This is a genomic window from Duganella fentianensis, from assembly GCF_009857835.1.
In the GTDB taxonomy this organism is placed as follows: domain Bacteria; phylum Pseudomonadota; class Gammaproteobacteria; order Burkholderiales; family Burkholderiaceae_D; genus Rugamonas; species Rugamonas fentianensis.
This window is the reverse complement of record NZ_WWCL01000003.1, coordinates 520755-535745: the sequence shown is the minus strand read 5'-3', so window position 1 is coordinate 535745 and position 14991 is coordinate 520755. Positions and strand designations below refer to the sequence as shown.

Here is a 14991-nt window from a genome sequence, read left to right as displayed (position 1 = left end):
CGTGGTGGCGCAGCAGCCTGCGCCACCACCACTACTCAGGGAGAAGGAATACACATGAACGTCAAAATACAGAGCGATGCCTTGAAGGCATCAATGCAGGCGAATTTTTCCGCCAGCCGCAAAAGCAGCGACGGCGGTTTTCAGGCCGCGCTGGAAAAGGCCACCAAGCCTAGCGCAGCACAGGAGCTGGACGAGTACATGAGCAAATCGTCGACCGAACGCATGGTCGACATGATCCTGAAAAGCATGGGGCTGACGCGCGAGGATCTGGCCACCAAATCGCCGCAGGAACAGGCGGCCATCATGCAGAAGGTCACCCAGATACTCAAACAGAAGATGGAAGAAGCCACTGCCAAACTAAGCGGCGGTACCCCGGCGCTGTAGCAGGCAGCGGCTAGCCGCGCTTAGTAGGACTGCGCGGTACGCAGCACCGGATACAGATTGAAGCGCTCGTCCCATGAAGCGTGGCGGCGGGCGAAGAACTCCAGCCGCTTGGCCGGACTTTTATTGAACTCCGCATCGCTATCACGCTTCTTCTGGAACTCTTCGCGCAGGGCAGGATCGGCTTCCAGCTGTTCGCGCGCCACCTGCTCGGCCACATACTCCTCCATATATTCTTTGCGCTCGAAGGCGTTATTGAACTCGCCCCATGCCAGCAGCGAATCGGCGCCGCGCGGCTCCAGCATGGTCATCACCAGACGGGCCTTGGGCTGGGCGATCGGCACGAACAGCGAGCCTTTCATCAGGCTGCGGCGCTCGCGCGCCCAGTCGCCTTCCACCGTCAGTCCCTGGTGGCCTTCGAACGACTGCTTGGCAAACGTGGCTTTACTGGCGCGGAAGCTTTCCACCTCGGCCGCCATCTGGTCGGCCCCCAGCACCTTGTACTGTATGCCATGCAGCTTCAGGCGTGCAGCCACGCGGGCCGCTTCGGCCAGCGGCACCAGATAACCACCCCTGGGCGCTGCCACGCGCAGATCCGGCACCACTTCATCGCGCAGCGGCACGCGCCAGACTTGCGGCTTGCTTTCGTCGTACACCGTCATGGTGCCGCCCGAAACATCGGAATAGCCGCGGGTATATTCGTATCCGGGGAACTCGATGGTCCTGCTGTTAAAGGTAGTGCGGTAGCTGAGCGGGAACTCGGCGCCGCCCAGCGTCGTTGCGCGCTGGTCGGCCTGCTGCACCAGCTTCTGCCACTCCTTGCCATGCAGGGCCACTTGCGACAGCAGCGACACAATGGTGTTGCGGGTGATGCGCACGCGGGTCGGATAGTCCTTCCACGAATGGGTTTCCACCAGCATGGCGAAGCGGTTACGCATAGGGAAATAGCCGGTCGAAAACCGCGGCGTCGCCATCGAATCGACGAAGCCGGACATGGGGTCGTCTTCCTTATCGAAAGCGATGTAATACGGCTTGGGATCGGAACCCTGCTGCTTCAGATCGGCCATCACGGCAGCCTGCAAGGCCAGACCGGCGCGCTTGAGTTCTTCGTCACCGCCATGCACAGGCTCCACCTGTATCGATACATCAGGCTGGAACTTGGCGCCATCGGTGACGTGCAGATCGACATAGGCCAGCGGGTCCCACGCGTTCACCAGCGCCAGCATGGCCTGCATTTCCGCTGCATCGGCTTTGACGTAATCGCGGTTCAGGTTGTAGTTCTGCGCCGTGGTGCGCCAGCCCATTTCCACCGGACCGCGCTGGTTGGGACGGTTCCACTTGCCGAAGCGCTCGTGGCCATCGACATTAAACACCGGTACGAACAGCAGCACCTGCTTATCCAGCGCGCCGGCCGCCGCCTTGTTCTCCAGCGCTTCGCGCAGGGCGAGGAAGCCGGCATCCTTGCCATCGATTTCACCAGCGTGGATACCGCCCTGCACCAGCATCACAGGCAGGCCGCGTTGCCTGGCCTGTTGCGGCGTCAGCGCGCCTGTACGCGAAACGGCCATGGCCAGCATAGGGCGGCCTTCCGGCGTGCGGCCGAATTCGAAACAGCGCACCGCTTGCGGATAGGCTTTCTGGAAGCGCGCGCACAGCGCGATCACCTCATCATAACGGCCCGTATTCTGGAAACCGGAACGCTCGGAGATGGTGCTGAGAGCGCTGGCCCCGGCCGCGGAATTGGCCGTGGTACTGGCAGCAACGGCAGGTGCTACAGCAAGAACAAAGGAGAGAGGCAGTAACAGGTCAGAACGTCGCATCGGCATGGCTCCGGTTAGGTGCCGGCGCACTCGATGGCACCGGTCAGATCAAAAATTATAGTCGGCTTTGCTACGCTGCGCCGTGACCTCAGCGCCGCTCGGGCAATATGCTGATTTCCTTCAGCGGCGAGCGCACCTGCACGGTCGCTGCATCGCTGTCGCCTGAAGTACGGTCTGGCGTGCTGCCAGCCGCCAGCGGTGCTGCCGCACTGCGACCACCCTGACGTGCTGCGACGGCCGCGCAGGAAGCGCCTGCATTCAGGCGCAAGGCCGTTGCCAGCAGGCTTTCGGCCGGATCTCCCAGCGCGTGGCCCATGTCATCATCCACCCGGCAATCAGGCGCAAAGCCCTCGTCGAAATCGCCCCAGCCTTTGTTATTGGTGCCCTGGTACTGCACCATGAAATAGGTGGTGCCGCAATTGGTCATGGGTACGAATGCATAAGGCTTGCCGCAGGTTTGACCGCCCACCAGCCGTACTTCGATATCGATCCCGCGCAGGCCGTTAATCAGCGCCTCGCTGGCAGAGCAGGTGCCTGGCCCCGTCAGCAAAGTGACGCGCTTCAAATCCAGATGCGGCAACTTGGTGCCGAATGGCAGCGGCTGGGTGCTGGCGAAACCGATTCCAAAGTCGAGGAAACTGGTAGGACGGCCCGGATTCAGGCGGCCATTGGTTGCATAGCGCATGAACACCTTGCCGCTGCTCGCCGCAGGTCCGGCGATCATATAGGCCAGCTGGCTGGCAATGCTGATTTGCCCGCCGCCGTTATAGCGCATATCGAGCACCAGCTCTTTCACACCGGCGTTACTGAAACCCATCATCGCTTCGTATAGCTGGCGTTCGGCAGGCGCATTGTGGCTGGTGAAGTTCAGATAGCCCGTCTTGCCGGACGGAGTATCGAGCAGCTGTACTGCCTGCACCGACAAGGCATTTACCGAACCCACCGTCAGCGCGGTGTCGAAAGCGCGGCCATCGCGCCACCAGGTAAACCTGTGTGGCTGGTCGGCCTTGGTCGGCGCGAGTGCCGCATTAAACCGTGCGACAGCGTCGCTATCGCCGCGATAAATGAAATCTTCGTTGTCGATCATAATTAGCTGATCGCCACGCCGCAGGCCGGCACGCTCGGCTGGCGACCCAGCATCCACCATGGCAATGCGCCACTGGCGCGGTACCTGATTGGCACCGGCATTCCAGCTGATGCCATAGGAAAGCTCCACACCGCTCGACAAGGCTTCCCACACTTCGCGCGGATAGCTGTAATGGAAGCGGTCTTTGGGACGGCCGTTCGCAAGCAGCTTGGGAGTTTTCAGTGCGTTGAAATAGGCCACCACCGTAGGATAATCAGTGGCCTTGATGGCCGGTACTTCGCTATTCCACAGATAAGTCTCCTGGGTGATGGCGCGGATAAAGCCTTTTTCATCAGCCTGTGTGCCAGGCTGATTCTGTACACCGCCGGGATGCATGACTTCACAGCGGTTCCATAGATCGAGCGAGCTGCCAGGAGCCGCATCGGCATATACCACGGGTACAGGATCAGGCGGTGGCACAGGGTCAGGAACCACGACGGCGGGCGTGGAGGAGCCGCCGCAGGCCGTCAGCATAACGGCCATGGCAGCGCAGGATAGCAGGGAAGTGGTCGATTTCATCGACAGGAATTATAGACAAACTCTGCGTCATTCCTGCCGATGTTTATGATTACTTACAAATTTCTCAAGAGCCGAAATGGTAATTCAGCTCGACCCAGCCCTGCCGCCCCACCGGACTGTAATTCCCCACCGGGTAGTAAGGCCAGCCGCCACTGCTATCACGTTTCACCTGATTCAGCACATTATTCAGGGCAAGCGACAGCGTGGTGCGGGCATTCAGTCTCAGCACCGCGCTGGCATTAACCAGCGTGGTGGGCGTCAGATACGCCTCGCCCGCGCTATTCGGCACCTTGCCGTAGCGCTGCAGGAACAGCGTATTCGACCAGTCGCCGCGATTCCACGTCAGGCTGGCATTGAGCTTGTCGCGCCAGTCGGCATTGCTCAGGTCTTCCAGATCATCGTTCAGCGCATCGCCGGCGAACTGGCGCGATTTCTTGCTGAGCGTCCTGGAATAATTAGCCTTGGCAGTCCACACGCCGTAAGCGGAGGTACGCAATACGTATTTGCCACTCAGGTCGATGCCGCTGACGCTGTTCGATGCCGCGTTGATCGGGTTGACCAGTATCTGCCTGATTTCACCGGGACGGTTCAGCGCCGTCAGCGGATTGCGCACGATGCGCCCGATTGCGTCGGCGCAGGTCGGCGAACTAAGGTCACCGGCTACGCGGCATCTGGCCTCATCGCGCAGCAGCTGGTCGGCACTCAGATTGGTGACCAGATCATCGATCCGGATCTTCCAGTAATCGAACGAGGCATCGAAGTTCACACTCGGCGACCACACCAGCCCCAGCCCGGACGAGCGGCCCTGCTCGGAGCGCAGGTCCTTGCTACCTGTTTGCACATAGTCTGCGCCGGGCGACTGGTTGGCAAACTCGCAGCTGGCCAGCGGCTGGCCAGCCTTGGCGCAGCGGTAGTAATCGGTGGTCGAGGAGTAGTAGCCGGTGCCGCGCGCCTTGTAGATATAGTTCATATCCGGTGCGCGGAAGCTGGTGGCGTGATTGGCGCGCACCAGCAACTGGCTGGCTGGACGCCATTCCAGACCGGTGTTATAGGTCAGCTTGCCGTCCTGACGTCCGGCGAAACTGTAACGGTCATAGCGGCCGGCCAGCGTGGCATCGAGCTTGTTCAGCAGGGGCACACCGGCTTCAACACCCAGTGCATAGCGCTGACGCGTACCGGCCGTTACGTCGGCCGTCGAGACGGTGTTGAAATAGCCCTGATTGATGCGTGCATCCGGCGTATTCGAAAAGCCCTGCTTGCCCACTTCGGCCACCGTGGCCAGCTTCAGCGGACCGGCCGGCAACTGAGCCAGCACCCCGCTGGCACTCAGGCTGGCGGTATTGGTCCACGACTGGTCATCGCTGACCGCTGTGCCGGTGATGCTGTCGAATTCTCCGGGCGTCAGGCGGCGCGCCAGCCGGGCCGGATCGGGCGCATAGATCGCCACGCCGCTGTCATCCACGCCCAGTTTGGGGCCGAGGAAGAAGCTGTCGATATTCGCCAGCGCACGCGGGGTGTAACTGCTGCTCTTGTACAGCGAAGCGCTGTAGGCCGCTTCGTACTGCCAGCCGGTACCGGGTATCTGCCCTCTGGCGCCGAACGACAGCGAGCTGGCCTGATCATCCCAGCGCCGGTTATAGCGCTCGGCACCGCCGATTTCCTCAGGCGAGATATAGCGGCTCCACGCTTCGTAGCGGGCGGTATTGCGATTCCAGAAATAGCTATCGGCAGTAGATGCGGAAGTCCACGAAGGACCGCGGGTGTTATTGCGGCTGCGGTTAAAGCCCAGCAGCGCTTCGGCAAACAGGGTGGTATCCGCAGACAGGTCATAATTGGCGCTGCCGAACAGATTCTGGCTGCTGTTACCGGTCTGGGTAGTCCAGTAGGTCGGGCCCACTTTCGGGCTGGCGCAATAGCTGCCGGCTTTGGCCGTGTAGCGCAGCGTACTGCCGCCAAACAGATCGGACAGGCTGCTGCAGGTGTCGGCCGGATCGATGTATTTGCCGCTGCTGACATTTTTGCGGCCCAGCACCGAGGTCGGCGCAACGCCCGTCTTGGCGCTCATGAAGTCACGATCGCGGCTCCACAAGGGATCGCGTTCGAGGAATTCGGCACTGAACAGGGTATTCAGCTGGCCGAAGCTCTCGCCACCGGTCAGCTGCAAGCGGCGGTCGCCACCACCGCCACGCGAACTAGTACCTGCCTTCAGATTCACATCCAGACCGCTGGCCTGTTTTTTCAGGATGATGTTGACCACCCCCGCGATCGCATCCGACCCATATACGGCCGAGGCGCCGCCACTGAGAATTTCTACCCGGTCCACCACGCTGGACGGAATATTCGCCAGATTGGTGAAATTGACCGTGCCCTCGTAGGCGATCGGGAAGTCCGCCATGCGCCGCCCGTTGAGCAGCACCAGTGTGTGGTTGGGACCCAGCCCACGCAAGCTGATGGCATTGGCCGAAGGCGTAAAGGTATTGCCGTAATCGGCGCCCTGGGTGAAGCCGCTGTTCTGGGTCTGGTTGCTGAGCGCATCGAACACATTGCGGTAGCCCTGTTTGCTGATCTCGTCGCCAGTCAGCACCGTCACCGGCGAAGGGCCTTCCAGACTGGCGCGCGGGATACGCGAGCCAGTGACCAGCACGGACGGCGGGTTGGCCGCCTCCTGCGCCTCTACCTGGCCGGCGACGCTGCACAGCAGGGCGATAGCGCCAGCCGCGAGCGGTTTCAATTCGAATTGTGTTTTCATTGAAAAGTTCCGGGGTTGAAAGGCCGCCACCTTAACAAGAGGGCTCCCGAAACAGAACGAATGATTCCGCGCTTAGTTATGCAAAAAAAAGACGGGGCCAGTTGCGGCAGCTTGCCGGAACTGGCCCCGTTGATCGATGACCGATTAGGCGGCGTGCGGTGCCGCTTGCTTATCCGCTTTGGCGAAATCAGCCAGCAGTGCGGCCTCCTTGCGCTTGGCGGCAGCGAAGTGACGCTCCTTGACGTGGCCATAGCCGCGTATATCTTCCGGAATGCTGGCGATCGCCACGGCTTGCGCCAGATTCCCGGCCGTCAGCTTGGGCAGCAGGCCTGCCACCGTCTGGCGGTAATCCACGATCAGCTGGCGCTCCATGCGGCGTTCCGCCGTGTAGCCGAAGATATCCAGCGCCGTACCACGCAGGCCTTTGAAGCGCGCCATCACGGCAAACGCCTTCATCAGCCACGGACCGTATTCCTTCTTCACCAGATGGCCTTGCGCATCATGCTTGGCAAACATCGGCGGCGCCAGATGGAACTTCAGCTTGATATCGCCATCGAACATGCCGGCGATCTTCTGCTGGAACGCGCCATCGCTGTACAGACGCGCCACTTCATACTCGTCCTTGTAGGCCAGCAGCTTGTAGTAGTAGCGTGCTACCGCTTCAGTCAGGCGGGTAGTCTTGCCCAGCCTGGCTTCTTCGGCACGTACCTGATCGACAAACGATTTATACTGTTTAGCATAATCCGCGTCCTGATAGGCTGTCAGCAACTCCACCCGCTTGCTGATGATGTCGTCCAGCGTCTGGATACGTTTGAACTCGATCACCTTGGCCGGCGTGGTCATGCGGGTGACGGCCGCCAGATCCTGCGCCGCCGTACGCCCCCAGTTGAAGGCCGCCTTGTTGAAGCCGACCGACACGCCGTTCAGTTCGATGGCTTTCAGCAGCGACGCTTCGCTCAGTGGCACATGGCCTTTCTGGAAGGCGTAGCCCAGCATGAACATATTGGTAGCGATCGAGTCGCCCATCAGCGCGGTGGCGATCTGACCAGCATCGACGAAGTCCACCTGATTGCTGCCACAGGCACGGGTGATCTCGTTGCGCGAAGGTTCGTCAGGGAACTGCCAGTTGGGGTTCTTGACGAACGCCGCGGTAGAAGAGCCGGTCGAGTTGATCATGGCGTGGGTACGGCCTTCGCCCATACGCGATAGCGCATCGCGCGAAGCCGTCACGATCAGATCGCAACCAATCACCAGATCGGCACTGCCGGTACCGACGCGGGTCGAATGCAGATCGCTCTGGTTATCGGCCAGACGTACGTGCGACATCACCGGGCCGCCCTTCTGGGCCAGACCGCTCATATCGAGCACAATCGCGCCCTTGCCTTCTACGTGGGCGGCCACGGCCAGTATCTGCCCCACCGTCACCACACCCGTGCCACCGATACCGGTGATCAGGATGCCGTAAGGCTGGGCCGTCGATGGCAGCACCGGTGCCGGCAGCGCCACTTGCGGCGCTTCGCCCGTTGCAGCCTTCTTCGGTTTCTTCAGCGCGCCACCTTCCACCGTCACAAAGCTGGGGCAGAAGCCGGTCACGCAGGAGAAGTCCTTGTTGCAGGAGGACTGGTTGATCTGGCGCTTGCGCCCCAGTTCCGTTTCCAGCGGCTCCACCGACAGGCAGTTCGACTGCACCGAGCAGTCACCGCAGCCTTCGCACACGGCTTCGTTGATCACGGCGCGTTTGGCCGGATCAGGGTATTCGTTGCGTTTGCGGCGGCGGCGTTTCTCCGAGGCGCAGGTCTGGTCGTAGATCATGGCCGACACACCGGGCTGGTCGCGCAGTTCGCGCTGCACGTCCATCAGTTCCGAACGGTGGCGCACGGTGACACCGGGTGCCCAGTTGTAATCGGACGGATATTTTTCCGGCTCGTCGGTGACAACGATGATCGGGCTCACGCCTTCGGCGGCAATCTGGCGCGAAATCATGCCGGGATCGAGCGGGCCGTCGAAGTTCTGCCCGCCCGTCATGGCGACGGCGTCGTTGAACAGGATCTTGTAGGTGATGTTGACCTTGGCCGCTACCGCAGCGCGGATGGCCAGTATGCCGGAGTGGAAATAGGTACCGTCACCGAGGTTGGTGAACACATGCTTCTCGTTGGTGAACGGCGCCTGCCCCACCCACGTCACACCTTCTGCGCCCATGTGGGTAAAGGTGGAAGTTTCGCGATCCATCCACAGCACCATGTAGTGGCAGCCGATACCGGCCAGCGCACGCGAGCCTTCCGGTACTTTGGTGGAGGAGTTGTGCGGGCAACCGGAGCAGAAGTAAGGCGTGCGGTCGGTTTCCGGATTCGATTTCAGTGGCAGCGACTTCAGTGCCAGCTCTTTCGCTTCGAGGAAGGCCACCCGTTCGCGCACCCGCTCGGCCACCGGATGGCCGTCGCAGTAGTGGGCGATACGCGAAGCGATGGCGCGCGCGATCTGGGCCGGATTGAGTTCGTAGGTGGCCGGCAGCAGCCAGTCGCCGTGACCGGTCTTGCTGTTCTTGCTCCACTCGCCCGTATCATCGAACTTGCCCACCACGCGAGGACGCTTACCGTCCGGCAGGTTGTAGAGTTCTTCCTTCAGCGCGTATTCCAGAATCTGGCGCTTCTCCTCCACCACCAGAATCTCGTCCAGACCTTCGGCGAATTCCTGCACGCCTTCCGCTTCCAGCGGCCAGGTCATGCCGATCTTGTACAGGCGGATACCGATATCGGCAGCGGCCTGCTCGTCTATACCCAGATCGGCCAGCGCCTGACGGGTATCGAGATAGGATTTACCGGCCGTGATAATGCCGATCTTCGGCTTCGGGCTATCCCAGATGATCTTGTTGAGTTTATTCGCGCGGCAGTAGGCCAGCGCGGCGTACCACTTGTAGCTGTTCATCCGTACTTCCATATCGAGTACGGTGTCGGGCCAGCGGATATTCAGGCCGCCTTCGGGCAGTTCGAAATCTTCCGGAATCTTGATCTGCACCCGATCCGGATCGAAGTCGATCACGGCGCCCGATTCAATGATGTCGGTGACGCACTTCATCGATACCCACAGCCCCGTGTAGCGGCTCATGGCCCAGGCGTGCAGGCCGTAGTCGATGTATTCCTGTACCGAGGACGGATACAGCACAGGGATGCCGCAGGCATTCAGGATGTGGTCGGACTGGTGCGCCGTCGAAGACGACTTGGCCGCGTGGTCATCACCGGCCAGCACCAGCACGCCGCCATGTTTGGCCGAACCGGCGTTGTTGGCATGTTTGAATACGTCGCCGCAGCGGTCCACGCCGGGGCCTTTGCCGTACCACATGGAGAACACGCCATCGTACTTGGCGTCTTCAAACAGATTGGTCTGCTGCGTGCCCCACACGGCGGTAGCAGCCAGATCTTCGTTCATCCCGGGGTGGAATTTAACGTGGTGCGCGTCCAGATATTTTTTGGCTTTCACGGCCGTCATATCCACACTGGTAACAGGGGAACCACGGTAGCCGGTGATGTAGCCGGCCGTATTCAGGCCGGCTTTGAGGTCGCGTTCGCGCTGCATCATGGGCAGGCGGATCAGCGCCTGCGTGCCCGTCATAAAGGCACGGCCGCGCTCCAGCGTCCACTTGTCGTCGAGGGAAATTTCGTGGTCCGAGTGCGAGCCCGGCTCCAGTTGCGAGCCCTTGTGAGGTGCGTTCATATTGTCTCCATTATTGTTTTGACCATGCACTGCAGGGCCGTGTTCGGCCCGTTCGTGCGCGCCGTGCGAACTCTTGTGAAGCTCTCCCGGCGGTTATGTATGTGGTTTAGTTTAGGGTACCACAGGCCGCTGCCCCGTTCTGTGCGGGACTAGCGGCTTTTCACCCGTGTTGTTTATGCGGCTGCTGGATCTTTCAGCACGCCACGACGGATCTGATCAAGCTCGATCGATTCGAACAGCGCGCGGAAATTACCTTCGCCGAAACCTTCATCGCCTTTACGCTGAATGATCTCGAAGAAGATCGGGCCGATTACGTTCTGGCTGAAGATCTGCAGCAGCAGTTCACGCGAGTTCTCGCTGCTACGGCCGTCGATCAGGATGCGCAGGCGGCGCAGCTCATCCAGATTCTCGCCATGCTCGGGCAGGCGGCGGTTGACCAGATCGTAGTAGGTCTCGATGGTGTCCTGGAAGATGATGCCCGCGTTTTTCAGCGACTGCACGGTCTTGTAGATGTCATCGGTACCGAGCGCGATGTGCTGGATGCCTTCGCCGTGGTATTCGTCGAGGTACTCGGCGATCTGGGATTTGTCATCCGACGATTCGTTGATCGGAATGCGGATTTTGCCGCATGGCGAAGTCATGGCTTTCGACTTCAGGCCGGTCAGCTTGCCTTCGATATCGAAGTAGCGCACTTCGCGGAAGTTGAACATCTTCTCGTAGAAGTCGGCCCATTCTTTCATGCGGCCACGGTAGACATTGTTGGTCAGGTGGTCGATATAGGTCAGGCCATGGCCGACCGGATTGGCCACGGTGCCCGGGATGGCCACGAAGTCCACATCGTAGATGCTGATATCGCCGATCGCGCCTTCGGCGCCACCGTTCTTGCCGCGCCAGCGGTCCACCAGATACACCAGCGAATCGCCCACGCCTTTGATGGCAGGGATATTCAGTTCCATCGGGCCGGTCTTGTTATCGAAGCCCCAGGCGCCCTGCTCCAGCGCGCGCTGGTAGGCCACGGCCGCATCCTTGACGCGCAGCGCGATGGCGCACACGGACGGGCCGTGGGTGCGGGCGAAACGCTGAGCGAAGGAATCCTGCTCGGCGTTGATGAGGAAATTGATATCGCCCTGACGGTACAAGGTGACGTTTTTATGGCGGTGGCGGGCGATGGCGGTGAAGCCCATGCTCTCGAACAGCTTGCCCAGCGCGACAGGATCAGGGGCAGCGTACTCGACGAACTCGAAGCCATCCGTGCCCATCGGGTTATCCCAGGGGGTAAATTGCATGCTAGTCTCCTTGTTTGAATGACGCACAGTATAGTGGCCTTCCGACGGCATTAAATTGCAAACAATTCCCCAAGTTCGCACTAATGCGCAATAATATTGCATGTTTTTTCGAATTCAGAGAGTTTTATGACCAAAATTACGCTAGACAAAACTGACCGCAAAATTTTGGCGATCTTGCAGGCCGATGGGCGCCTGTCGAATCAGGATGTGGCCGAGCTGGTGGCGCTGTCGCCCTCGCCTTGCCTGCGCCGCATCAAGCGGCTGGAAGAAGCGGGCGTGATCCGCCAGTATGTGGCCCTGCTCGACCCCGACAAGATAGGCCTGGGCCTGCTGGCCTACGTCAACGTGCGGCTGGAGAAGCACAGCGAAGCAGGTGCGCACAGCAATGCCCGTGCGCTGGGTGCGCAGAATGCACCCGCCTCGCCCCGCGCCGACTTCGCAGTTTCTGTTGAACAATGGCCAGAAGTGGTGGCCTGCTACGCCATGACGGGCGAAATGGATTATTTATTGCGCGTCCATGTGGAAGATATGGACCACTTCTCGCGCTTTATGATGGCCACGCTGCTGCGCCATCCGGCCGTGCTCGACGTCAAATCCAGCTTTGCCCTGCAGCGCATCAAGGACACCACGGCACTGCCGCTGGTATAAAGCACGGGCGGCGCTGATACGGCCACGCCGTCGTCAGTGTTTGCGCCCCAGCAGCCGGTCCAGCCACTTGAGGGCAAAGCGCTTGTTGGCTTTGAGGGTGTAATCGAGGGTGGCGAACTGCTCGTCCAGCGCTTCCTGCAGCACGCTGGCCGGATTGGCCGGCGGCAGTTTCAGATAGGCATCCGCTTCGCCGTAATCGCGGTGGATTTCCATGCCGGCCTTGCGGGCGATATGCATCATGGTCTTATTCGACGACAGGCAGTGCATGTACAAGGTGTCCACATCGTCGTTGCGGCAGTGGATGGCGGCCCGCTCGAACAGCTTGGAACCCACGCCCTTGCCGCGCGCCGAACGGCTGACGGACACGCCGAATTCGGCCACCCGCTCTTTTTCCGTCACGCCGCCGCGGCTTTCGTCGCGCGGGGCAAACGCCAGATGCCCTACTGCCACCAGTTTGAACATGCGGTTATACACGCCGAATACCATGTCGCGCCCGAAATCGATGCCGTTGGCATAGTTTTCCACCTGCTCGTCCGGCAGCATGCTGCCAAAGCGCAGCAGGCGGTCGCTGGCTTCCAGTCCGAGGAAATGCCTGACCACACGGCGGCGGTCACGCTCGTGCAACTGCTTGACCAGCACCGTAGGCCGGCGCTTGCCAGCGCGCCAGCGGCGCAGCGGGTTCTGAAACAGATCAGGCGATTCCATAGGCGTTCAAATGGTTTGTGCGATGCAGCATAGGTGGCATTGTACCCTGCTTTCAGAACGTGGCCGCGTCGTCCACGCCGGCCGATGGCAGCGCTGCCGCCACCGCATGTACGCGCGCCTGATGCACGCGCTGCGGAATCTGCGCCGGCTGTTCGCTGCAGCTGCGCGCAATCGCCCCCGCATCCACGGCACGGGCAGCCGCCAAAGCCTGCTCCAGATGAGCACGCTGCGGGAAGGGAGTGTCGCGGTAGCTGGCCTGGGCACCGATGCGGCCGCGCGAATCGCATTCGGTCGCCGCCAGCATCTGGATAAAGCGGGCCGGTTTGCGGAACGCGTCGCAGCGCTCCAGCAGTTTCACCATGGTGTTGGCACGCAGTTGCAGGGCCCGCCCCACATTGCCATGTTCGCGCGTGGTCATCACGGCCAGATCGCGGCATTCGGTCGGCACACGCAAACGCTGGCACACAGCTTCCACCAGCGGCACGCCCAGATCTTCATGGCCATGGTGGGCCGGCCAGTTGGCTGCCGGCGTGACGCCCTTGCCCAGATCGTGCAGCAGGCAGGCGACCCGCACGGGCAGTTCCATGCCCAGTTCGGCCGCACAGTCCAGCACCTGCAGTACATGGCGACCCGTGTCGATTTCAGGATGCCATTTTTCCGGCTGCGGCACGCCCCACAGCGCATCGAGTTCAGGCACGATGCGCGCCAGTGCACCACAGGCGCGCAGCACTTCCAGCATGCGCGACGGCCGGGCTTCCATCAGCCCGCGCGACAGTTCCTGCCACACCCGCTCCGGCACCAGTGCATCGACTTCGCCTTTGGCCACCATCTGCTGCATCAGCGCCAGAGTCTCCGGTGCGATGCTGAAGTCGGCGAACCGGGCCGCAAAGCGCGCCACCCGCAGTATGCGCACCGGGTCTTCTTCGAATGCGGGCGAGACATGACGGAACAGGCGCAGTTCCAGATCGCGCACGCCGCCGTAAGGGTCGGTCAGCGTACCGTCTTCGGCACGGGCGATGGCATTGATGGTGAGGTCGCGCCGGATCAGGTCTTGTTCCAGCGTCACCTCGGGCGAAGTGTGAAATACAAAGCCTTTGTAGCCGGGCGCGGTTTTGCGCTCGGTACGGGCCAGCGCATATTCTTCCTGCGTTTTCGGATGCAGGAACACGGGAAAGTCTTTGCCGACAGGGCGGAAGCCTTGCGCCAGCATGTCTTCCGGTGTGGCGCCTACCACCACGTGATCATGATCCTGCACGTCCAGCCCCAGCAGGCGATCGCGCACGGCGCCACCGACAACATAAATCTGCATGGGCTTAGTCCGGCATGTCGGCGTCGTGCTTGGACGCGCGCTCGGTTTCGGCCAGCGCTTCGCTGACCCAGCGGGCCACGGCCGGATGGGCGATCACGCGCTGGCAATAGGCTTCCAGCGCCGGTGCCAGTGCCACGCCATAGGTGCGGAAGCGCATCACCACGGGCGCGTAGAAAGCGTCGGCCAGCGAGAAATCGCCGAACAGGAACTGGCGGTGGCCGAAGCGCGACAGGCACTCTTCCCAGATTTCGCAGATGCGGCCGATATCGGCCTGCGAACCATTGGTGCGGCCCTTGCCCGGATAGCTGGCGCGGATGTTCATGGACATGGCGTTGCGCAGATCGCTGAAACCGGCGTGCATTTCGGCGCAGATGGAGCGCGCCATGGCGCGCGCTGCCACATCCTGCGGCCACAGATGCAGCTCGGGGAACTGCTCGGCCAGATATTCGCAGATGGCCAGACTATCCCAGATGGTCATCTCGCCGGCCAGCAGCACGGGCACACGGCCACTGGCCGTGTATTCGCAGATGCGGTTGGCCGTGTCGGGCTGGTCCAGCAGCACGCGTACTTCCTGGAACGGAATGCCGAAGGCCGTCATGGCCACCCATGGCCGCATCGACCACGACGAGTAGTTCTTGTTACCGATAACCAGCGTCAGGCCGGGAGCACGTGCAGCGGCCAGTGTCTGGGTCAGGCTAGGATCGAGTTTGGTAGTCTGCATGGCGGTTCCGTATGAG

Annotated in this window: 10 protein-coding genes; 2 read left to right on the top strand and 8 right to left on the bottom strand. The window is 61.3% G+C overall.

The annotated features are described in order from the left end of the window. Positions 1–54 precede the first annotated feature (54 nt). Entirely contained in the window at positions 55–384 is a 330-nt protein-coding gene (locus GTP23_RS15515) for a hypothetical protein (RefSeq protein WP_229256114.1), read from the top strand. Positions 385–404: 20 nt separating this feature from the next. Here GTP23_RS15515 and GTP23_RS15510 read toward each other — a convergent pair whose 3' ends face one another. The 5 genes from GTP23_RS15510 to hppD form a co-directional block, all read right to left on the bottom strand. After that, entirely contained in the window at positions 405–2201 is a 1797-nt protein-coding gene (locus GTP23_RS15510; protein ID WP_161035980.1) for a M14 family metallopeptidase, read from the bottom strand. 88 nt (positions 2202–2289) lie between these two features. Continuing rightward, positions 2290–3846, bottom strand: a complete 1557-nt coding sequence (locus GTP23_RS15505) for a S41 family peptidase (protein ID WP_161035979.1) — start codon at positions 3844–3846, stop codon at positions 2290–2292. 64 nt (positions 3847–3910) lie between these two features. Then, positions 3911–6595 (bottom strand): TonB-dependent receptor plug domain-containing protein, encoded by a 2685-nt coding sequence (locus GTP23_RS15500; RefSeq protein WP_161035978.1) that lies wholly within the window; start codon positions 6593–6595, stop codon positions 3911–3913. Positions 6596–6739: 144 nt separating this feature from the next. Then, positions 6740–10306, bottom strand: coding sequence for an indolepyruvate ferredoxin oxidoreductase family protein (locus GTP23_RS15495; RefSeq protein ID WP_161035977.1), 3567 nt, complete (start codon positions 10304–10306; stop codon positions 6740–6742). A 173-nt stretch (positions 10307–10479) separates the two neighbouring features. Then, positions 10480–11592 (bottom strand): 4-hydroxyphenylpyruvate dioxygenase, encoded by a 1113-nt coding sequence (gene hppD / locus GTP23_RS15490; RefSeq protein WP_161035976.1) that lies wholly within the window; start codon positions 11590–11592, stop codon positions 10480–10482. A 126-nt stretch (positions 11593–11718) separates the two neighbouring features. Here hppD and GTP23_RS15485 point away from each other — a divergent pair, with 126 nt between their 5' ends. Next, entirely contained in the window at positions 11719–12240 is a 522-nt protein-coding gene (locus GTP23_RS15485) for an Lrp/AsnC family transcriptional regulator (protein WP_161035975.1), read from the top strand. 33 nt (positions 12241–12273) lie between these two features. Here GTP23_RS15485 and GTP23_RS15480 read toward each other — a convergent pair whose 3' ends face one another. The 3 genes from GTP23_RS15480 to GTP23_RS15470 are packed head-to-tail and all read right to left on the bottom strand — an operon-like array spanning position 12274 to position 14975. Continuing rightward, positions 12274–12945, bottom strand: coding sequence for a GNAT family N-acetyltransferase (locus tag GTP23_RS15480; RefSeq protein ID WP_161035974.1), 672 nt, complete (start codon positions 12943–12945; stop codon positions 12274–12276). A 52-nt stretch (positions 12946–12997) separates the two neighbouring features. After that, the gene (locus GTP23_RS15475) at positions 12998–14254 is read right to left on the bottom strand and encodes a multifunctional CCA addition/repair protein (protein WP_161035973.1); all 1257 of its coding nucleotides are present in this window, start codon (positions 14252–14254) and stop codon (positions 12998–13000) included. 4 nt (positions 14255–14258) lie between these two features. Continuing rightward, positions 14259–14975, bottom strand: a complete 717-nt coding sequence (locus tag GTP23_RS15470) for a glutathione S-transferase family protein (RefSeq protein ID WP_155435405.1) — start codon at positions 14973–14975, stop codon at positions 14259–14261. Positions 14976–14991 lie beyond the last annotated feature (16 nt).